Origin of the sequence: Cupriavidus necator N-1, from assembly GCF_000219215.1 — a bacterium.
Classification (GTDB): Bacteria; Pseudomonadota; Gammaproteobacteria; order Burkholderiales; family Burkholderiaceae; genus Cupriavidus; species Cupriavidus necator.
Genome location: NC_015723.1, coordinates 622,602 through 642,384, shown reverse-complemented (window position 1 = coordinate 642,384; position 19,783 = coordinate 622,602). Strand labels below are relative to the sequence as shown.

The window sequence follows — 19,783 nt, the reverse complement described above, 5'->3', positions numbered from 1 at the left end:
TCCCCGGGGTGCCGTCATGCGCGCGGCATGCCGAGCAGGCGCTCGGCGACGATGTTGCGCTGGATCTCGTTGGTGCCGGCATAGATCGGGCCGGCCTGCGAGAACAGGAAGCCGTCCAGCCAGTGGCCGAGCGAACCCGGCGGCTGGCCGTCGGGCGCGACCTCTGCCGCCTGCCCCAGGATGGCCAGCGCGGTATCGTGCATATGGATGTCCAGCTCGGACCAGAACACCTTGTTCGTGCTCGACTCCGCGCCGATATGGCCGCCGCGCACCAGGCGGCTCGCGGTGGCGTAGGTGGACAGCGTGTAGGCCTCGGCGTCCATCCAGGCGCGCAGCACTGCCTCGCGCAGCGAGGGGTCGCGGTCCGCCGCCTCGCGGTTGGCCTGGTACAGCCTGACCAGCGCGCGTGCGGTTTCCTGGAAGCGCGCCGGCGAGCGCAGCATCAGGCCGCGCTCGAAGCCGGCGGTGGCCATGGCCACCTGCCAGCCGGCGCCTTCGGCGGCCAGGCGGTTTTCCACCGGCACGCGCACGTCGTCGAAGAAGATCTCGGCAAAGCCGGTCTGGCCGTTGAGCTGGCGGATCGGGCGCACGGTGATGCCGGGCGTGTCCAGCGGCATCAGGATGAAGGTCAGGCCATGGTGTCGCGTCGAGGCCGGGTCGGTGCGGAACAGGCCGAACAGCCAGTCCGCCCACACCGCCCGCGTCGACCAGATCTTCTGGCCGTTGATCACATAGTCATCGCCCTGCCGGATCGCGCTGCAGCGGATCGCGGCCATGTCCGAGCCTGCGTTCGGCTCGGACCAGCCCTGCGCCCAGACATGCTCGCCCGAGGCCATGCGCGGCAGGAAGCGCGCCTTCTGCGCCTCGGTGCCGAATTCCATCAGCGTGGGCCCGAGCAGGAAGATGCCGTTCTGGTTGACGCGCATCGGCGCGCCGGCACGCCAGTACTCTTCCTCGAAGATCAGCCACTCGATCAGGTCGCAGCCGCGCCCGCCCAGTTCGGCCGGCCACGTGACCATGCTCCAGCGGCCCTGGTTGAGCGTGGCTTCCCAGGCGCGGTGCTGGGCGAAGCCCGCTTCGGTATCGAAGCTCGCCAGCGGCGTGCGCGGCACGTGCGCGGCCATCCAGTCGCGCACCTCGGCGCGGAAGGCGCGCTGGGCGTCGGTGTATTCAAGCTGCATCGCGCTCCCCCTGCGCAAAGCGGGCTTCGCGGCCTTCGACGAAGGCGGCACGCGCCTCGCCGGAATCGGCGCTCATATAGGCCTGCAGCGTGAAACCCTGTTCCCAGCGGTACTTGTCCTCCAGGTTGCCGTCTTCCACGCCATTGAGCGCTTCCTTGGCCAGCTGCAGCATGGCCGGGCTCTTGGCGGCGATCTGGCGGGCCAGCGTCATGGCGGCGTCGCGCAACTCGCTGCGCGGCACCACGCGCTCGACCGCGCCCAGCCGGTACGCCTCGGCGGCATCGATCATCTCGCCCGTGAAGTACATCGCCCTGACCTTCTGCACGCCGAACATGCGCTGCAGGTGGGCGCCGCCACCCATGGCACCGCGGTCGATCTCCGGCACGCCAAAGCGCGCGCAATCCGCGGCCACGATGATGTCGGCCGCGCCGCAGATGCCGATGCCGCCGCCCAGCACGAAGCCGTGCACGGCCACGATGACCGGCTTGGGATTGCGGTGCACGGCGCGGAAGGTGGCGTAGTTGCCGGCGTTGACATCGACGATGCGCTGCGGGTGCGCGGCCAGCTCCTTGATGTCGACGCCGGCGCAGAAGCCGCGGCCTTCGCCGCGCAGCACGATCACGCGCACGGCGGGATCGGTGCCGAGTTGGTCGATCGCGGCGGCCAGCGCATGCCAGCCGGCGCTGTCGAGCGCATTGACGGGCGCATGGTCGATCACCAGTTCGGCGATGCCGTCGGCGGTGTCGATGCGGAACGGCCCGGTCTTTTTGTTCGTTTGCATGGTTTCCTCTGTCTGTGGGTCAGGCCGCTGCAGCCAGTGCGGCGCCAGCCAGCGCCGCAAGGCGCGCCTGCGCCTGCGCGGCCATGCCGGCCACGATCTGCTCGCAGGATTCGATGGCCCGGATCGCCGCGGCTGCCTGGCCGCTGGGCAGCACGCCTTCATCGGGGCATCCCTCCACCATGGCGCGCTGGATCAGCACCGGCGCGTTGGCGGCCATCAGGGTCTGGGCGGCGCTGTAGTCCTGCTCGCGCATCGCGCGCCAGGCGGTGGCCAGCATCTGCGCGCTGCGCATGCCGGTACGCGCCTGCCATTTGCGCGCGGCCGCCAGCGCCAGCCAGGTGCGCCGCAGCGGACCGGCCTTCTCCAGGGCCAGCAGCAGGTCGTTGTCGATCATTCGCTGCGGCAGGCCGTCAATGGCCAGCGATACGCGGATGCTGGCCGGGTCGCGCACCTTGACGTAGCGCTCCAGCGTTGGCGCCGGCACCGGCGATTCGGCCGACATCAGGAAGCGCGTGCCCATGGCCACGCCGGCCGCGCCGTAGGCCAGTGCCGCAGCCAGTCCGCGGCCGTCGAAGAAGCCGCCGGCGGCCACCACCGGCACGCTCACGCTGTCCAGCACCTGCGGCAGCAGCAGCGTCGTCGGCGTGCCGCCGGTATGGCCGCCGCCCTCGCCGCCCTGCACGGTGACCACGTCCGCGCCCAGTGCCACGGCCTTGGCCGCATGCTTGGCCGCGCCGACGGTCGGCATGCAGACCACCCCAGCCGCCTTGAGCTTGCCGATCATCTTCGCGTCCGGGCCGCGCCCGTAGCTGACGGCGCGCAAGCGATGGCGGATCGCCATCTCGATCACTTCATCCGCGTTGGGCTGGAACATGTGGAAGTTGATGCCGAAGGGCCGGTCGCTGAGCGCCTTCACGCGCAGGATCTCGCGCTCGACTTCGCCGGGCGGAATGGTGGCGCCGGCCAGGAAGCCGAAGGCCCCGGCATTGCCGCTGGCCGCCACCAGCTTCGCATCCGCCACCCAGCCCATCGCCGTCTGCACGATGGGGTAGCGGCAGCCCAGCAGGTCGCACAGCACGGTGTGCAGGCTCGCGGTGCTCATGCCTTGTCCTCGCCGCCGGTGCGTTGCGAAGCGGCCATGGCGCGCGCGTCATAGCCGCCGAGCTTGTCGCCGCTGACCAGTTCATTGTGCGCATGGGCGAAGTGGTGCCAGGCAAAGACGGCATCCATCGCGGTGCGCTTGCCCTGCAGGTCTTCCACATGGTTGACCGCCTGCTTGGTCAGCGTCAGGCCCAGCCGCGGCATCTGCGCGACCTTGGCGGCCATGCCGTAGACGGTGTCTTCCAGCGCGTCACGCGGCACCACGCGGTTGACCATGCCCATGCGCTCGGCGCGTTCGGCGCCCATGCGCTCGCCCAGGAACAGGAACTCCTTGGCGATGCGCGGATGCAGCTCGTAGGGATGCGCGAAGTATTCCACGCCGGGAATGCCCATGCGCACCACCGGATCGGCAAAGAAGGCATCGTCCGACGCCACGATCAGGTCGCACACCCACGCCAGCATCAACCCGCCGGCAATGCAGGCGCCATGCACCATGGCGATGGTCGGCTTGGGCAGTTCGCGCCAGCGCCGGCACATGCCCAGGTAGACCTCCTGCTCGCGGGCATAGAGGAACTCGCCGCCCGGCTTGTTGACATGGTCATACCAGAGCGAGGCACGCTCGAACGACACATTGATGTCGCGTCCCGGCGTGCCGATGTCGTGCCCGGCCGAAAAATGCTTGCCGGCCCCGCGCAGCACGATCACCTTGACCGCGTCGTCCGCGGCGGCGCGCCGGTAGGCCTCGTCCAGCGCGTAGGTCATCTTGGAGTTCTGCGCGTTGTGGAACTGCGGCCGGTTCATGGTCACGGTGGCAATGCCGTCCGCGACCTGGTAGAGCACCTCGGCATTGGGGCCAAGACTGATGGCTTCGAAAGCTGGCGTTGTCATGTCGGCCTCACACGCGTCCGGAAGGATTGCCGCGCACGATTGCCGCGCGCAGGTTGTGCGGATCAAGCTGGGCGATCAGCCGCAGCTCTTCCGGTGTCGGCGGCGCCGTCTCCGGCAGGGCCTCGCCGGGTGTATTCGCCAGCGCAAAGCCCGTGGCCGCCTGCACCTGGTCAAAGCTCGCGCCCGGGTGCAGCGAGCGCACGCGGATGGCATGGTCAGCCCCCCCGAAATCCATCACGCACAGGTCGGTGACGATCACGCGCAGGTCAACGAAGCTGCGCATGCCCTCCAACTGGCGGGCCGGGTTGTAGCCGGCACTGCAGACCATGTCGACTTCACCGGCGACGAACGCGCGCGTGCCGTGGGCCGGCACGAAGAAGGAATTGGCGTGGTGGATGCTGTTGCCGGGAAAGCCGCGTGCGCCCAGCAGCTGGGTCTTGGGCTGCGCATGCGTGCCGCCCAAGCAGGAAATATTGGTTTGGCCGAAGCGGTCGATCTGCGTCGGCATCACCAGCGCGTGGCGCCGCCCGCCCCACAGGCAGTCGAACACGCGCGAGTAGCCCATCCAGCCGCTGGCGCGCACCTTGTAGCCCGGCTCGCGCGGGCCCAGCGGCACCGGCGTTTCCACCAGGTAGGCCTCGCCGTCGGTCAGCAGCAGGCCCGGATTGTGCGCAAGCCGCGCCAGGCCGGCGGCGATGCGCGGGCCGGTGCCGATGCCGGTGGCCAGCACCTCGCCGTCGTCGCGCCATTCGCGGGCGGCGGCGGCAATCATCAGCTCGGCGCGGGTGAATTCATAAGTGGCGCTCACGGTCGCTCCTTGGGTTGGCGGGTTCAAAGTACCGGCAGCGGCAGGTCGTGCACATGGCCAAGGCCGCCGATGCGCTCCAGGTAGGCCGCTTCGCTCGCGCCCACCACCTCGTCGCGGTAGGCGCGGAAGCCGTCCTCGGCCTCGGCGCTGGCGCAGTACGCCTTCAGCGCGGGCAGGTCCCAGCCGTAGGCCGGCGCACAGGAAGTGGGATGGGCGCCGCCGGGCACGTGCACCACGCCGCTTACCAGCGAGCGCTCGAAGGCGTTGTTGCGCGCGCGCGCCAGGTCTTCATCCTCAAGGCGCGGGTGCAGCGTTTCGCAGCTCACATAGCAGCGGTGCGCGGCGCGTGCGAACCATTCATCGAAGAACGGATCGGGCCCGTCGATGCGGGTGTTGCCGAGCACATCGCTGTCGTTCACGTGCAACAGCGCGGCATCGAGCTTGATTGCCGGCATCGCCACCAGCACTTCGCCGTCGGCATAGGGCGAGCGCACCGTCTTCAGCTGGGGGTTCATGTCCAGCACGTCGGTGCCCAGCGCGGCGCGCGTCGGCAGGAACGGCAGGCGCGCGGCCGCCGCGCGCAGGCCCAACTGCAGCATGCCTTCATCCAGCTCCGTCACTTCCAGCACGCCGCGCTCGCGCGCCTGGCGGAAGTAGGGCTCGAGCGGAATCACGTCGAGCGAGACGAAGCCGAACACCAGCCGGCGCACCTTGCCGGCCGCGCACAGCATGCCCACCTCGGGGCCGCCGTAGGCGACCACGCTCAGGTCCTTCAGCGGCGAGCGCAGGATCTCGCGCACCAGCGCCATCGGCTTGCGGCGCGGGCCCCAGCCGCCGATGCCGATGGTCATGCCATCGGCGAGCCGGCCGACCACGTCGGCCGCGCTCATGGTCTTGTCGATTGTCTTGGTCATGGTGTGTTTAGCGGTATCCGATGCTGAAGTCGTGTCCCCACAGGCTGACGCGCGTGGCCTCGTAGGCCGCGTGGTGGCTCCAGTCCACCACCAGGCCGCCGTGGCCGAATTCGAGGTCGAAGCCGCCGGGGGTCTTCATGTAGAAGGAAGTCATGCGGTCATTGCAGTGCTGGCCCAGCGTGGCCGAGAGCGTCACGCCGTGCTGCTGCACGCGGTCCAGCGCGCGGCCCACCTCGGCCATGTCGGGGACCTCGGCCATCACGTGGATGCAGCCGGATTCCGACGGCATCTCGAAGATCGCCAGACTGTGGTGGCGGGCGTTGCCGCAATGCAGGAAGTGGATGCGCTTTTCCGGTTCGGCCGGGTCGTTGGTAAAGCGCACGCGGAAGATGTCGGACAGGCCGAAACCCATCACCTCGCACAGGAAGGCATAGGTCTCGTCGAAGGCCGGCGCGGGCAGGACCGCATGGCCCGCCCCCATCGGGTCCGTGATGAAGCGCGGCACGCCCAGCGGCGAGACAAAGCGCAGGAAGTCCGAGCGCATGCCCCAGGAGATCTCATGGCGGTTGCCCGAGGGATCGGAAAACCAGGCCATGGCCTGCACGCGGCGCTGTGCCAGTTCCGCGGCGCTGGCGTGCACGACCTCCACCTTGGCCTGGCGCAGCGTGTCGAGCGCATGGCGGTAGGCCGACTCGTCGGCCAGCTCCCAGCCCGATGCCAGGTAGCGGTCACGCGCGCCCGGCACCACCAGGTAGCGGTAGTCGCGCTCGTCCATCTTCACGTACAGCGCACCGCCGGGGGCGCCGGAACAGGCCATGCCCAGCACCTGTTCGGCATAGTGCCGCCATTGCCCCAGGTCGGTGGACTCGACCACGATGTAGCCTAGCGCACGGATATCCAACATGCCGGTCTCCTCAGGTTCGTTGCCACTGTTGGCTGATGGGACCATTCTTCCGTGCGCTGCGGCCCGGCACATCGTCCAGTGGGACTAGCCGGTCCGGCGCGGGCGTCAGGCCGCCGCCGGGCGCACGAGGTACTGGCTGGTGGGAATCACGTCGATCTTGTCGAAGTCGATGAAGCGCTGGCAGCTTTCCATCATGGCCTGCAGGTTGCGCTGGAACTTGCCTTCGTCGCCGGCCGCGTCGAAGAACGCCTGCGGGTCGGTCATCGCCGCATCGGGGAAGCCCTCTTCGACAATGGCGTCGTAGTGCGGCGCGGCGTAGGTGACCGGCCGCACCACCACGTTCTGCACGTAGAGGAAGTTGTCCTGGGTCTCGACCGCCACCGGCGTGTGGTGGTTGTGCCAGATGTCCAGCCAGGCCTGCGGCGTAAGCCGGGGCGGCCGGGTAAGGAAGGCAAGCTGCGCGAAGCCGGGCGTGCGTTCGCCCGGCGCGGCCGGGAAACGTGTATTGCGGATGGGCTGGGACTCCGTCACAAGGTAGCCGGCCATGCGGCCCACGGCGGCCTCGATCGCCTGGTCGAACGGCTGCCGCAGGCAGTCGATGGCGCTGTCCATCCAGACCGAGACCAGCCCATCCATCTGCGGGCGGGTATTCGCCTGGCGCAGGCCCGCGGCCGGCAACACCGCGTCATCGGCCACGTTCACCTGCAGTCCGCGCGCGCCCAGCGCCAATAGCTTGTCCGCAAGCGTCGTGCGCAGCCGGCGCGCGAACTCCCCCGGCTCGGTCTGAGATTCGCGCCAGACGATATAGATGACTTTTTCCATGCTCCACGCTCCCTGGTACTGGTGCCGGCCGGGGCCGGACAGGTTGATGCGTGCGCAGAACAGGACCGGGCGTGGACAGCACGCGCCGCTGCGTCCGTCTGAGGTGCCGTCCGTGTGCCGCGCCCGCTTGTCGGATGCATGCTAGGGGCGCGGATGGCGGGTCTCATCCTCCATTCGGACTAGGAGGACCGATCATCGGGCCATAAGGGCATTACGCGCGTCCTGGAACACGCGTGCGTGGATCAAGCCATGGCGCTCAGCCGAGCGTCACGACGCTGCTCAGCAGCATGCGCACCAGCGTGGCCTGCCGCGTGACCCCGGTCTTGGAGAAAATCGCGCGCAGGTGGGCGCGCGCCGTGTTCTTGCTGGTGCCCAGCGCCTCGGCGGCTTCGTCAAGCGTCATGCCGTCGGCAAGCACCAGTGCCAGTGCGGTCTCGGCGGGCGTGAGGTCGAACAGCTTGCGCACCACCTCGTGCGAGGCGCGCGACTTGCGCTCGGGATCGCGGATAAAGACAGCGCAGGCCGGGCGATGCCGGTGGTCTTCCGACCATTCGCTGAGCGGAATGGTGCGGATCAGCACGCCCAGCTTGCCGCGCCCCGAGGGGCGGGTGATCGACATGGCTTCGGCCAGCGCCGGCGCGCTGCCGTGGTGCCCCATCTGGGCGCGGCGCAGCAGGTACTGGAACTTGCGGCTTTCCTGTGCGTAGGCGATCTCGAAGTTGCCGCCATTGAGGCGGATGCCGTCGTTCTCCGCCAGGATCTCATCGGCTTCCGCATTTTTCTTCAGGATTGCGCCGGCTGCGTCGAGGATGACCATGCCCACCAGCATGCGGTCGATCGCGCCCGCATAGAGGCTGCGCTCCGATTCGACCACATCCAGCCTGGAATGCAGCCGGACCGCGCGCCTCAGGTGCGGCAGGATGGTGGCGCAGGCCGCCTTGTCCACCTCGGAGAAGTCCTGCGCGTCGTGCTGGCGGCAGACGCGCAGCCGGCACTCGACCCCGTCTTCGGTGCGGATGTCCGCGCCCAGCAGGTAGCGCACGCCAAGCGGCTGCAGGAACTGCCGGTAGATCTCGCTGCGGCACCAGTTGCCGGGGCCCATCGCTTCGTCGACCGTCACGGCCCGGTCGGTAGGCAGGTTGATAAAGGGATCGATGGCGTAGTAGTAGGTGTTGTACGACGCCTCGGCCTCCAGCGAAGTGCCGTGCTGCGACGCGTGCACCGCGATGCCACTGCGGTCGCTCGCGGGCGAGCGCAGGATGAAGCTCACATAGCTGGCACCAAGTTGCTTGCGCAGCATTTCCAGCGCGCGGCCCCAGGGCACGGGTTCCATCGGCCCTTCATAGACCGCCGCCAGCAGCGCGCTGAAATGCGGCAGGCTCAGTCCGGACTGCGCAAACCAGGGCGACGCCACCCCTTGCGCCTCAACGGTCGCCATCAACATTGTCTGTCTCCTGTTTCCACACCCCATGCGTGGACTGACCGGTGCTCTGCGGCACCTGGGCAGCGCAGATTATAGGGAGGCTGCCTGCCGATGTCCGTCACGCGGCGCTCTTGTTTGCCCTGGTTCGCGCCATCTAAGTGTTTTCCCTGACCTGCAATCGGACGATGCCCATCGCGCCTGCCGCCGATCAAATGGCCGCACACCACAGTGCAACCGAAGGAGAACGACTCAGATGGATTTCACCGACAAGACCGTGCTGGTCACCGGCGGCGGCGCCGGCATCGGGCTCGCCGCCGCGCAAGCCTTCCTGGAACAGGGTGCGCGCGTGGCGCTGATCGAGATCGACGAACAGCGCGCCGAGCAGGCCCGGGAGTTGCTGAACAAGCCCGGCACGGAAATGCTGGTGGTACAGGGCGATGCCACCGATGCCGGCATCGTGCGCGAACTGGCTGCGCAGGTCGAACAGCGTTTCGGAGTGCTGGACGTGCTGGTCAACAACGTCGGCGATTTCCTGCGCATCGCCAAGCCGTTCGAGCTCTATGCCGACGACGAGATCGCCAGCCTCTACGCCGCCAACCTGGGCCACGTCTTCACCGTCACGCGCGCCATGCTGCCACTGCTGCGGCGCAGTACTGCCGGCAGCATCGTCACGGTGTCGTCGATCGAGGCCTTCCGCGGCATTCCGTACTGCAGCGTCTACGGCGCCTTCAAGGCTGCCATCACCGGCTTCACGCAGAGCCTGGCGCTGGAGCTGGCGCCGGCGGGCATCCGCGTCAACCTGATCGCCCCCGAGACCACCGAAACGCCGCAGGTTCCGGTGTCGCAGATGGTCGCGGCGGAACACCAGCACCATATCCCGCGCTGGATTCCGCTGGGCCGCTTCGGCACGCCGCGCGACATTGCCGACGGCATCCTGTTCCTGGCCAGCCCGCGCGCGGCCTGGATCACCGGCACGGCGCTGCATGTCAATGGCGGCGCGCTGGCCGCGGCCGGCTGGTATCGCGACCCCAAGGGCGCGTGGACCAACATGCCGGTCATCGGCGGCAACGGCATGAACCTCTGATGGCCGCGCACCGCGGCCACACCACCCCACCAAGGAGACAAGCATGAAGATACTGATCGTCGGCGGCACCGGCATGATCGGGGGCCACGCGGCCCTGCACCTGCGCAGCCGCGGGCACGAGGTCACCATCGCGGGGCGCAACCGCCCCGCGGCTGGCACGGCGCTGGGCGGGCTGGACTTCCTGCGCTGCGACTACATCGCCAACGACGTGCCGGCCGCGCAGCTCGGCGCCTTCGACGCGCTGGTCTTCGCCGCCGGCAACGACGTGCGCCACGTGCCGCCTGGCGGCGACGAAGCCGCACACTGGGAACGCGCCAACATCGAGGGCGTGCCGCGTTTCCTGCGCGCGGCGCGCGCTGCCGGGATCCGGGTCGCCGTCTACGTCGGCAGCTTCTACCCGCAGGCGCAGCCGCAGCTGGCCGAGGACAACGCCTATATCCGCTCGCGCAAGCTGGCCGATGAAGGCGTGCGCGCGCTGGCCACCGATGCCTTCCGCGTGAGCAGCGTGAACGCGCCGTTCGTCGTGGGCACGGTGCCGGGCCTGATGGTCCCGATGTTCAAGGCCTATACCGACTACGCCCGCGGCAACTTTGCGCCGATGCCGGATTTCGCGCCGCCCGGCGGCGTCAATTTCATCTCGGCCACTTCGCTCTCGGAAGCGATCGAAGGCGCGCTGTTGCGCGGTGAAAACGGCAAGGCTTACCTGGTAGGTGACGAGAACCTGTCGTTCCAGGATTATTTCGGCGCCTTCTTCCGCGACGCGGGCCGCCCGGTGCCGCCTGTCATCGACCAGGAGCACCCGTTGCTGCCGGACTCGGCCATCTGCTTCGGCAGGGGCAACACCCTCTACTACGAGCCGGATGCGGCCGAGACCGCCCTGCTCGGCTATCGGCGCCGCGACATCCTGCGCACGGTCGGCGAGATCGTGGCGCAGTACAGCTAGCTCGGCGCTGCGGCGGCCTGCTTGCGCCGGCCGCCGCAGCGGCTCTTACAGCCCCGAGATCAACTGCGCGTTATCGATGCGCAATTCGGCGCCATTGATAAAGCGCGACGCGTCCGAAGCCAGGAACAGGACTAGGTTGGCCACATCCTCCGGCTGGCACATGCGTGCCATCGGGTCGGTGCCGATGCCGAGCGCGGCCGGATCCAGGTCCGGCACCAGCGCCTGCGTCATCGGCGTCCAGACGCCATCGGGATGGATCGAGTTGCAGCGGATCCGGTAGCCGCTTTGCTTGCAGTGCACGGCGACGCTGCGCGTCAGCGCGGTAACGGCGCCCTTGGCGCCGCTGTATGCGCACATCATCGGCAGCCCGCCCAGCGCCGCCACCGACGACATCACCACGATGGAGCCCCCGGCGGGGTTGCCCTTCATTGCCTGCACACCGAACCTGCAGCCCAGGAAATAGCCGTCGGCATTGACGCGCATGACCTGCCGCCAGCTGTCGAGCGAGGTTTCCTCGATCGACCCGAGCGGACAGATGGCCGCATTGTTGACCAGCACGTCGAGCCGGCCGAAGCGGTCCTGTGTGGCGGCCACGGCCTTGCGCCAGTCCTCTTCGCTGGCAATGTCGTGGCGCACGAACATGGCCGCATCCCCGATCTCGCGGGCCAGTGCCTGCCCGGCCTCCTGGTTGACATCGCTGATGACCACGCGCGCGCCTTCGGCCGCCAGCAGCAGCGCGTCGGCGCGCCCTACCCCGCTGGCCGCGCCGGTGACCAGCGCAACCTTGTCCCTGACTTGATTCATTGCTTATCTCCTTGGGTTGCCGGCTTCAGCCGGCTTCGGGAATCCTGCCGGCTAGCACGGCCTGCAGCGCGGCTTCGCCATACACCGCCGCCACGGTTTCATCGAGGATGGGATTGCCGCGCAGCTCGCTGCCGCCGTCCACGGCGATGCTCTGTCCGGTCACCCAGCCCGATTCCGGCCCCGCCAGGTAGCGCACCGCGCTGGCAATGTCGTCCGGTTCGCCGGCGCGGCCCAGCGGCATCTGCGCGACGAACTTGTCGAGGATGGCCGGGTTGTCGAACATCGGTCCGGTCGCGCCGGAGCGGGTGAGCCCCGGCCGCACCGCATTGACGCGGATGCCGCATCCCGCCAGCTCCTCGGCCGCGGCGCGCACGAACGCTTCCAGCCCCGCCTTGGCGGCGCAGTATGCCGACAGCCAGCGGCAGGTCATGCGCGCCGCGTTCGACGAGATACAGACGATCGCGCCGCCACGCGGTGCCATCAGCGGCGACGCGTGGCGCACCGCCAGGAACGCGCTGGCGATGTTCAGCTCCAGCTCCGCCATCAGCGAGGCCGCGTCATGCATCAGCAGCGGACGGAAACCGCCGCCGCCAACGGTCGCGACCACGATGTCGAGGCGCCGCTCCAGCTCCCAGGCCTGCTGCAGCGCGGCCTGCACGTCATCCTCGCGGCAAGCGTCGCCGACGCTGATTGCCACGGTGGCGCCGGCCACCTGCGCGCGCAGGCTGCGCCGTGCCGCCTCCAGCGCTTCGCGCCGCCGCCCCATGAGGACCACCGCCGCGCCGTCGCGCAGCAGCGCCAGCGCGCTGGCCGCGCCGATGCCGCCGGCGCCGCCGGTGACGAGGGCCGTCTTGCCTTCCAGTACACGGGTCGTCATCATGCCCCCCGCAGCGGCAGGTCCTGCGTCCAGTCCACCAACAGCTCGCGCGCGGCAATGCGCCACTGGCCGTCGCGCCGCACGAAGCGGTCCTGGTAGCGGATGCCCCAGTCCAGCTTGCGCGGCACGCAGTCCTGCTCGTACAGGTGGTTGGCCACGCAATAGGTCTCGCCGGTCGCGGTATCGCCATCGACTTCGACCAGTTGCTGGTGCACGTGATGCTGCGTGGCGCTGTACTGCCCGAGCGATGCCATGCCGTCAGCAATCGCCTGCGGTCCGTCCATGCGGAAGCCCGGCCCGCTCAGCCATGCGTCCGCCGTGAACAGCGCCGCTAGTTTCGGGAAATCGCGCCGGTCCACCGCCTGCGCATAGCGGCAGGTCAGGGCATGGATGGCTTCTTTGCACTCCAGTTCGGACATGGCCAGTCTCACTCCTTGTTGTGACCGCCAGCGCCGCGATACGCCGCGCGGGCAGTCGTTGGGATGGGGACTATCGTCGGTCTTGCCGGGCCGGGGGCCATCGTCCGCGTGGAGTATCCGGACCGGGTACCGAGTAGTCCGAACGAAGGATGTAACGACGCCGCGCCCGCCCCAAGCTTCGATGACATCAATGACACAGGAGACACACATGAAGCAGGCGGAACAGGCCATCGTCGCCGTCATCACGGGCGGCTCGCGCGGTGCCGGCAAGGGCATCGCGCTGGCGCTCGGCGCGGCAGGCGCTACGGTGTACGTGACCGGACGCACCGAGCAGGAAGGCAGCGCGCCGCTGCCCGGCACCATCCACGCCACGGCGCGCGAGATCGATGCGCTGGGCGGGCGCGGCATCGCGGTCGCGTGCGACCATCGCGACGATGCGCAGGTGGCGCGCCTGTTCGGGCGTGTGCGCGAGGAATCCGGTCGGATCGACATCCTGGTCAACAATGCGACCTTCCTGCACGACGAGCTCATCATGCCGGGGCCGTTCTGGCAGAAGCCGCTGGAGATGGCCGGCATCCTCGACGTGGGCCTGCGCTCAGGCTACGTCGCCAGCTGGCATGCCGCGCCCATCATGGCCGCGCAGGGCCGCGGGCTGATCGTGTTCACCTCGTCATTCGGCGCCAACTGCTATATGCACGGTCCGGCCTATGGGGCGCAAAAAGCGGGCATCGACAAGTTCGCGCACGACATGGCGGTCGACCTGCGGCCCTGCGGCGTCGCGGCGGTGTCGCTGTGGATGGGGCCACTGCGCACGGCCCGCACGCTGCGGGTATGGGAGAAGCATCCGGACAAGTACGCGGGCTTCGCGCCGGTGGCGGAGACGCCGGAGTTCACGGGCCGCATTATCGATGCGCTGTATCGCGATCCCACGTTGATGGACAAATCCGGCCGCGTGCTGATCGGCGCCGAGGCGGCGCTGGCCTATGGCATCGTCGATGCCGAAGGGGTGCAGCCGCCGTCGTACCGGCAGGCACTGGGCGGGCCGCCACCGGTGCATCCGGCGATTGTGGAATAGGAATTGGGCGCGCGCGAGCGTTGGAACTTGCCACCACCTCTTGCATGCGCTCCCCTCTCCCGCAAGCGGGAGAGGGGAGCAAACAAGCGCGGCCCTCCTACCCTCCCTGCGACAACAACCCCGTCGTGAACCCCGTCGACCGGATCAGCCAGGCACCATCAACCCGCACATACTCATCCGCATAGCGCCCGGTCAGGAAGGTACGCGAACCACTGGCATCATCCAGCGCCAGGTAGGCCAGATCCCAGCTACCCTGCGCCGTGTTGTCATCCAGCACACGGATATCCGCCTGCCCCGCAAAATGCATCTCCCGCAACGTCGGCCGGCACGCCAGCTCCGCAAAGCACTGCACCAGCGCCTCGCGGCCGGCAAAGCTGCCGATCCGGTCATAGTGGATATGCGCGTTGTCCGGCACGAAGCAGGCACGCATCGCGTCCGGGTCCTTGTCATCGCAAGCGCGCAGGTAGCGTAGCTTGAGCGCGCGGATCGCCTCCGCGGCTTCAAGCCGCGCGACGCGGTCGGCAATGGCAGCAATGTCGGTCATGATCGGTTCCTTGTTCATCAGGCTTCGCGCAACTGGTACTTCAGCACCTTGCCTGCCGCGCTGACCGGCAGCGACGTCACGAACAGCACCTCGCGCGGCACCTTGTAGTTGGCCATGTGCCGGCGCGCCCAGGCGATCAGGGTTTCGGCGTCCACGCGCGCGCCGTGGCGCAGCACCACGTAGGCACGCCCCACTTCACCCAGCCGCTCGTGCGGCATGCCCACCACCGCCACCTGGGCCACGGCCGGATGCGCCACCAGCAGCTTCTCCACCTCCGCCGGGTAGCAGTTGAAGCCGCCCACGATAAACATGTCCTTGATGCGGTCGGTGATGCGCAGGTAGCCGCGCGCATCGAGCGTGCCGACATCGCCGGTATGCAGCCAGCCGTCGCTGTCGATGGCTTCGGCGGTGGCTTCGGGCAGGCCGAAGTAGCCCTGCATCACGTTGTAGCCCCGCACCAGCACCTCGCCCGGCTCGCCGGTGGCGACCGGCTGCCCCTGCCCGTCAATGCAGCGGATCTCGATGCCCCGCATGGCGCGGCCGGAGGTGGCAGCGACGGTTTCGGCGTCGTCGCCGGCGCGGGTCAGCGTGGCAAAGCCGCACGACTCGGTCAGGCCGTAGCCGGTGATGATGGTGTCGAAGCCCAGTTCGTCGCGCATGCGCTGGATCAGCGCGGGCGCAATCGCCGAGGCGCCGGTCACCGCGACACGCAGTGATGACAGGTCGAACTCACGCAGGCGCGGCGCGTTGAGCAGGGTCTGGTAGAGCGTCGGCGGCCCGGGCAGCACCGTGATGCGTTCGTTCTCCACGCGCGTCATCACGGCCTCGGCGTCGAACACCAGGTGGGGCAGCACCGTGGCCCCGCGCGACAGCGCGGCGAGCCATCCGGCCTTGTAGCCGAAGGTATGGAAGAACGGATTGACGATCAGGTAGCGGTCGCCCGGCCGCACCCCGGTGATGGCGGCCCAGCCGTCGACGGCGCGCAGGTTCTGCGCGTGGTCGGTCATCACGCCCTTGGGGCGCCCGGTGGTGCCCGAGGTGAACATGATGTCCATCAGCGTGTCGCCGCGCACGCCTTCCTCGCGCTTGGCGAACGCCGCCATGTCCGCCTGTGGCGCCAGCGCGAGGAAGGCCTCCCATGCCAGCTCGTCGGGGCCCGGCGCCCGGCCCTGCCCGGGGCGCAGGATCACCAGCCGTTCCAGCGTGGCGGGGCGGTGCGGCGCCAGCATCTGCGGATAGCTTTCGCCGAGGAAACCGTCGACGCAGAACAGCAGGCGCGCGCCGCTGTCGGCCAGCACGGCACCGGCTTCGGCCCCCTTCATGCGCGTGTTGAGCGGCACCAGCGCCGCGCCTATGCTGTGCGTGGCCAGCGCAGCGATGATCCATTCGGAGAAGTTTGGCGCCCAGACGGCAACGCGGTCGCAGGGCTGCACGCCCAGCGCCATCAGCGCCCTGGCCGCCTGTATCCGGCTGGCGTCGAGCGCGGCGTAGGTGAGGCGCAGCCCGTCTTCCTGGATGGCGATGCGCTCGCCGTGGCGCCTGGCCGCGCGCCGCACCAGCTCGGGAATGGTCGCGGCAATGTCGTCGTTGGCGGCGGCGAGGTCGAGGTCGAGGCCGGCCGGTGCCGCAATGGCGTCGATGATGTCAGATGGGGTCATGTCAATCCGGGAACTTCAGGTGGATTTCGCCGCTGGACGGGCGGGCCTGGCAAGCCAGGGTCCAGCCCGCCTCCAGGTCGGCGCGGTCGAGCACATGGTTCTCGCCGAGCGTCACGTCGCCCTGCGTCACCTGGCACATGCAGGCGCCGCACAGCCCGGCGCGGCAGGAGTTGGGCGCGGCCACGCCGGCGCGCTGCAGCGCGTCGAGCACGGTTTCGTCCGGCGCCACGCTGACATGGTGGGTCTCGCCGTCGAGCTGCACGGTCAGTGCGGCACCGCGCATCGCGGGCGCGGGGGACGCCGGGGGTGTCCCCCGCGCTGGCGGCCCGCTTGCCGGCGCCTTTGCCACCGGCACATCGGGCAAGGACACGAAGCGCTCCACATGCAGCTGCCCGCGCGGCACGCCCAGTGCTTGCAGCGCGGCCTGGGCGCCGTCCATGAACGGGCCGGGTCCGCAGACAAAGCACTGTGCCACACTCCACGGCCGCACCAGTTCCTCAATCTGGCGCTGCGTCGGGGGCCCCTGCACGCTGTCGAGCCAGTGGATCACGCGCATCCGGCCTGGGTGGCTGCGCACCAGTTCGGCAAGCGCCTCGCGGAAGATGATGGAGCGTTCGTCGCGGTTGGCATAGACCAGCGTGACCGCGCCGCGCCCGTGGCGCAGCGCCGCCTTGGCGATCGACAGCACCGGGGTGATGCCGCTGCCGCCGGCCAGCAGCAGGAAATCGCCATGCAGCGCAGGCGGGGTGAACACCCCGGCGGGCGGCATCACCTCGACCGTATCGCCCGCGCCCAGATGGTCGCAGATCCAGTTGGACACGCGCCCGCTCTGCACGCGCTTGATCGTCACGCGCAGGGCGTTGTCCACCTCAGGCGTGCTCGACAGCGAATAGCAGCGCTGCAGCGGCACGCCGTCCACGGGCACGCGCAGGGTCAGGAACTGCCCGGGACGGTAGGCAAACGCATCGCGCAGGCCGTCCGGCAGCGCGAATACCAGCGAATGCGCCTGGTCCGTTTCCGTGACGACTTCGGCGATCTGCAGCCGGTGGAATTGCACTGGCGCCATGATGTCCTTCTCTTGCTCGGGGCGGGGTCAGGCCACGCCCATGATGGTCTGCGCATTGTCGATGCGCAGTTCCGCACCGTTGATAAAGCGCGATTCGTCGGAGGCCAGGAACAGCACCAGGTTGGCCACGTCGCGCGGATGGCACATGCGCTGCATCGGCTCGGCGCCGCCCACCTCCTCCGGCAGGGCCGTGGCACCGCCCGGCAGGAAGGCCGCGGTCATCGGCGTGAGGATGCCGTCCGGGTGGATCGAGTTGCAGCGGATCCGGTAGCCGCTCTGCTTGCAGAGTCCCGCCACCGCGCGCGTCAGCGCGGCCACCGCGCCCTTGCTGGCGCTGTAGGCGCAGAACGCACCCATGCCGCCCAGCGCCGCCACCGACGACATATTGACGATGCTGCCGCCGCCCGCCTTCATCGCGGCCACGCCGTACTTGCAGCCGAGGAAGTAGCCGTCTGCATTGATGCGCATCACGCGCTGCCATTGCTCCAGCGTGGCGTCCTCGACCGAACCCAGCATCAGGATGGCGGCATTGTTGACCAGCACGCTGGGCGCGCCGAATTGCTTTTCGGTGCGCGCCATCACCTGCTGCCAGCCCGCTTCGCTGGCGATGTCATGCGGCACGAACAGCGCGGTCTCGCCGATCTCGCGCGCCAGGGCATGGCCCGCTTCCTCGTTGAGGTCGGTCAGCACCACGCGCGCGCCTTCGCGCGCCAGCAGCAGTGCGTCTTCCTTGCCGACGCCGCTGGCGGCCCCGGTGATGATGGCGATCTTTCCTTCAGTACGTTGGCTCATGGGTAGTCTCCTCGTTGGTGTGTGCCTGCCGGTCGCCGGCAGGCTGTCGTGTCAGGTGGCGGCCCGCGTTGCGCCCCGACCAGATGCAGTCGGCAAGCGACAGGCCGCTTACGTAATGGTTGGATGCGATGCCGACGGCAGTACGGCCCACGGCATAAAGCCCTGGAATGGGTGCCCCGCCAGCGGCAGCCAATACACGGCCGCTGGACTCTTCCACTGACAAGCCGCCCAGCGTGATGGCAGGACACGGAAAGACGCGGCTGTTGGCCGAGATGTCGATGGCAAGCCACGGCCCGGTTTCGAGCGACGCGCACATCGGCGCCGACTTGCCGGCCGGATCGGGGATCTCGCCGCGGGCCGCGGCGTTATAGGCATCGACAGTGGCCCGCAGCGCCGCGCCGGGCATGCCCAGTTTGCTGGCAAGCGCCTCGAGGCTGGCGGCGCGCCGAGACCCCGCCAACATCAGCAGCGCCGCGGGCAAGGCCTGGAAGGCCCACAGCCGGCCGCCCAGGCATTCGCGCAGAGCGGCGCGCGCCAGTTCGCGGTTCAGGACCAGCCAGGCCCGCCCGCCGTGCCGTTCGCAGATGGCGTGACCAAGGGTGGCGCCGTAGGTTTCCTCGTTGCCGATGCGCGCACCCTGCGCATCGACCACGCAGCCGCGCGCCCAGTCGAACGGCGGATTGATGAAGCGCCATGCCGAGACCCGCTCCAGGTGCCGCGTGGCCGCGCCCGCCGACTCGCCGAGGCGGATGCCGCTGCCGTCGCAGCCGGTCGCGCCAAGGCGCCAGGTCTGCAGATACTTGCCGGCGTGGCGCGCCACCATGGCGCGGTTGAAGATAAAGCCCCCGGCGGCCAGCACCACCGCGCCGGTGCGCACCGCAACCGGGCGCGCATGGCGCAGTTCCAGTTGCAGCACGCGCTCGCGCAGCAGGTCGGCCAGCGCAGGCGCTGCGTTGTGCAGGCGCTCGGCCAGGCGCGCCAGGCGGGCGTGGCGCTTCTGGTGGCGGCCCGGCGGCAGCTGCCACAGCTCGATGCCGACGACCGCGCCGTCCTGGTCGAGAATCAGCCGCCGTGCCGCGGTCTGGCGCATCACCGTCACCTCCGGCCGGGCCTGCACGGCGGCGCGCAGCACGCCATACAGCATGCGGCCGGACATGCCGGGGCCTTTCACGCGGTGGCCGCGCGGCGCGGGCGCGGCATGCTGCGCATACGCGGCAACCGCTTCGTTGCCGGAGTAGTAGAGGTAATAGGGCTGCGCCGGATACGAGGTCTTGCGCGGCGGCACGGTGGCGGCAAAGCGCACGCCCAGGCCTTCCAGCCAGCCGATCATCTCGCGGCTGCGCTGGCAGAACGCCTGCAGCGTGGCATCGCTGACGACCCCGCCCGTCTCCTGGCGCAGGTAGTCCGCCATCGCCTGCGGTGTATCGGCATAGCCCGCGGCGGACTGGTAGGGCGTGCCGCCGCCGGCGTAGACCACCCCGCCGCTCCTGGCGCTGGCGCCTCCGCCTTCGAAGCGTTCCGCAACGATCACGCGCGCGCCGCCATGCGCGGCTTCCAGCGCGGCGCAGGCCCCGGCAGCGCCGAAGCCCACCACCACGGCATCGCAGGCGGCCTGCCACGGGTGTGCGGCCGGATCGTCCAGGCGCAGCGGCGCGTGGACCGGCGTGGCGGAATCGGTCGGAGGGTACATGCTGGCTTG

Annotated in this window: 20 protein-coding genes; 3 read left to right on the top strand and 17 right to left on the bottom strand. The window is 69.3% G+C overall.

Annotated elements, in window-relative coordinates; all coding sequences use genetic code 11:
- Positions 1–14 precede the first annotated feature (14 nt).
- The 9 genes from CNE_RS21075 to CNE_RS21035 form a co-directional block, all read right to left on the bottom strand.
- The gene (locus tag CNE_RS21075; RefSeq protein ID WP_013952302.1) at positions 15–1,181 is read right to left on the bottom strand and encodes an acyl-CoA dehydrogenase family protein; all 1,167 of its coding nucleotides are present in this window, start codon (positions 1,179–1,181) and stop codon (positions 15–17) included.
- Positions 1,171–1,962 (bottom strand): enoyl-CoA hydratase family protein, encoded by a 792-nt coding sequence (locus CNE_RS21070; protein WP_013952301.1) that lies wholly within the window; start codon positions 1,960–1,962, stop codon positions 1,171–1,173. Before CNE_RS21070 ends, CNE_RS21075 begins: the two co-directional genes overlap by 11 nt.
- Positions 1,963–1,981: 19 nt before the next feature.
- The gene (locus tag CNE_RS21065) at positions 1,982–3,064 is read right to left on the bottom strand and encodes an NAD(P)H-dependent flavin oxidoreductase (RefSeq protein WP_013952300.1); all 1,083 of its coding nucleotides are present in this window, start codon (positions 3,062–3,064) and stop codon (positions 1,982–1,984) included.
- Complete coding sequence (locus CNE_RS21060; RefSeq protein WP_013952299.1) at positions 3,061–3,951, bottom strand: enoyl-CoA hydratase; 891 nt, start codon at positions 3,949–3,951, stop codon at positions 3,061–3,063. The genes CNE_RS21065 and CNE_RS21060 overlap by 4 nt, the downstream gene beginning before the upstream one ends.
- A 7-nt stretch (positions 3,952–3,958) precedes the next feature.
- Complete coding sequence (locus CNE_RS21055; RefSeq protein WP_013952298.1) at positions 3,959–4,759, bottom strand: acyl CoA--acetate/3-ketoacid CoA transferase subunit beta; 801 nt, start codon at positions 4,757–4,759, stop codon at positions 3,959–3,961.
- Positions 4,760–4,782: 23 nt separating this feature from the next.
- Positions 4,783–5,673, bottom strand: coding sequence for a CoA transferase subunit A (locus tag CNE_RS21050; RefSeq protein ID WP_013952297.1), 891 nt, complete (start codon positions 5,671–5,673; stop codon positions 4,783–4,785).
- A gap of 7 nt (positions 5,674–5,680) precedes the next feature.
- The gene (locus tag CNE_RS21045) at positions 5,681–6,577 is read right to left on the bottom strand and encodes a VOC family protein (RefSeq protein ID WP_013952296.1); all 897 of its coding nucleotides are present in this window, start codon (positions 6,575–6,577) and stop codon (positions 5,681–5,683) included.
- A 105-nt stretch (positions 6,578–6,682) separates the two neighbouring features.
- Positions 6,683–7,399, bottom strand: a complete 717-nt coding sequence (locus tag CNE_RS21040) for an EthD domain-containing protein (RefSeq protein ID WP_013952295.1) — start codon at positions 7,397–7,399, stop codon at positions 6,683–6,685.
- A gap of 256 nt (positions 7,400–7,655) precedes the next feature.
- On the bottom strand, positions 7,656–8,843 hold the full coding sequence (locus CNE_RS21035) for a helix-turn-helix transcriptional regulator (RefSeq protein ID WP_013952294.1): 1,188 nt from the start codon (positions 8,841–8,843) through the stop codon (positions 7,656–7,658).
- Between the two features lie 232 nt (positions 8,844–9,075).
- On the opposite strand from CNE_RS21035, the gene CNE_RS21030 reads away from it, so the two are divergent.
- On the top strand, positions 9,076–9,906 hold the full coding sequence (locus CNE_RS21030) for an SDR family NAD(P)-dependent oxidoreductase (RefSeq protein WP_013952293.1): 831 nt from the start codon (positions 9,076–9,078) through the stop codon (positions 9,904–9,906).
- A gap of 43 nt (positions 9,907–9,949) precedes the next feature.
- Entirely contained in the window at positions 9,950–10,849 is a 900-nt protein-coding gene (locus tag CNE_RS21025; RefSeq protein ID WP_013952292.1) for an NAD-dependent epimerase/dehydratase family protein, read from the top strand.
- A gap of 45 nt (positions 10,850–10,894) precedes the next feature.
- Here the strand turns inward: CNE_RS21025 and CNE_RS21020 are convergent, their stop codons facing one another.
- Genes CNE_RS21020 through CNE_RS21010 form a run of 3 tightly spaced genes read right to left on the bottom strand, consistent with a single transcriptional unit; the run spans position 10,895 to position 12,949 of the window.
- Complete coding sequence (locus tag CNE_RS21020) at positions 10,895–11,653, bottom strand: glucose 1-dehydrogenase (protein ID WP_013952291.1); 759 nt, start codon at positions 11,651–11,653, stop codon at positions 10,895–10,897.
- Positions 11,654–11,678: 25 nt separating this feature from the next.
- Positions 11,679–12,533 carry an SDR family NAD(P)-dependent oxidoreductase gene (locus CNE_RS21015; RefSeq protein WP_041228559.1) on the bottom strand — a complete coding sequence of 285 codons (855 nt, stop codon included), beginning with the start codon at positions 12,531–12,533 and terminating at the stop codon, positions 11,679–11,681.
- Positions 12,530–12,949, bottom strand: coding sequence for a nuclear transport factor 2 family protein (locus CNE_RS21010; RefSeq protein ID WP_013952288.1), 420 nt, complete (start codon positions 12,947–12,949; stop codon positions 12,530–12,532). The genes CNE_RS21015 and CNE_RS21010 overlap by 4 nt, the downstream gene beginning before the upstream one ends.
- A gap of 208 nt (positions 12,950–13,157) precedes the next feature.
- Here CNE_RS21010 and CNE_RS21005 point away from each other — a divergent pair, with 208 nt between their 5' ends.
- Positions 13,158–14,024, top strand: a complete 867-nt coding sequence (locus CNE_RS21005) for an SDR family NAD(P)-dependent oxidoreductase (protein ID WP_041228558.1) — start codon at positions 13,158–13,160, stop codon at positions 14,022–14,024.
- A gap of 97 nt (positions 14,025–14,121) precedes the next feature.
- On the opposite strand, the gene CNE_RS21000 is transcribed toward CNE_RS21005, so the two are convergent.
- From CNE_RS21000 to CNE_RS20980, 5 genes are read right to left on the bottom strand one after another with little or no spacing between them, the layout of a single operon-like run.
- Positions 14,122–14,586, bottom strand: a complete 465-nt coding sequence (locus CNE_RS21000) for a nuclear transport factor 2 family protein (RefSeq protein ID WP_013952287.1) — start codon at positions 14,584–14,586, stop codon at positions 14,122–14,124.
- Positions 14,586–16,226 (bottom strand): FadD3 family acyl-CoA ligase, encoded by a 1,641-nt coding sequence (locus CNE_RS20995; protein ID WP_013952286.1) that lies wholly within the window; start codon positions 16,224–16,226, stop codon positions 14,586–14,588. The genes CNE_RS21000 and CNE_RS20995 overlap by 1 nt, the downstream gene beginning before the upstream one ends.
- A gap of 1 nt (position 16,227) precedes the next feature.
- Complete coding sequence (locus CNE_RS20990; protein WP_013952285.1) at positions 16,228–17,292, bottom strand: ferredoxin--NADP reductase; 1,065 nt, start codon at positions 17,290–17,292, stop codon at positions 16,228–16,230.
- Between the two features lie 27 nt (positions 17,293–17,319).
- Positions 17,320–18,084 carry an SDR family oxidoreductase gene (locus CNE_RS20985; RefSeq protein ID WP_013952284.1) on the bottom strand — a complete coding sequence of 255 codons (765 nt, stop codon included), beginning with the start codon at positions 18,082–18,084 and terminating at the stop codon, positions 17,320–17,322.
- On the bottom strand, positions 18,068–19,774 hold the full coding sequence (locus CNE_RS20980) for an FAD-binding protein (protein ID WP_013952283.1): 1,707 nt from the start codon (positions 19,772–19,774) through the stop codon (positions 18,068–18,070). The genes CNE_RS20985 and CNE_RS20980 overlap by 17 nt, the downstream gene beginning before the upstream one ends.
- Between the last annotated feature and the right edge of the window lie 9 nt (positions 19,775–19,783).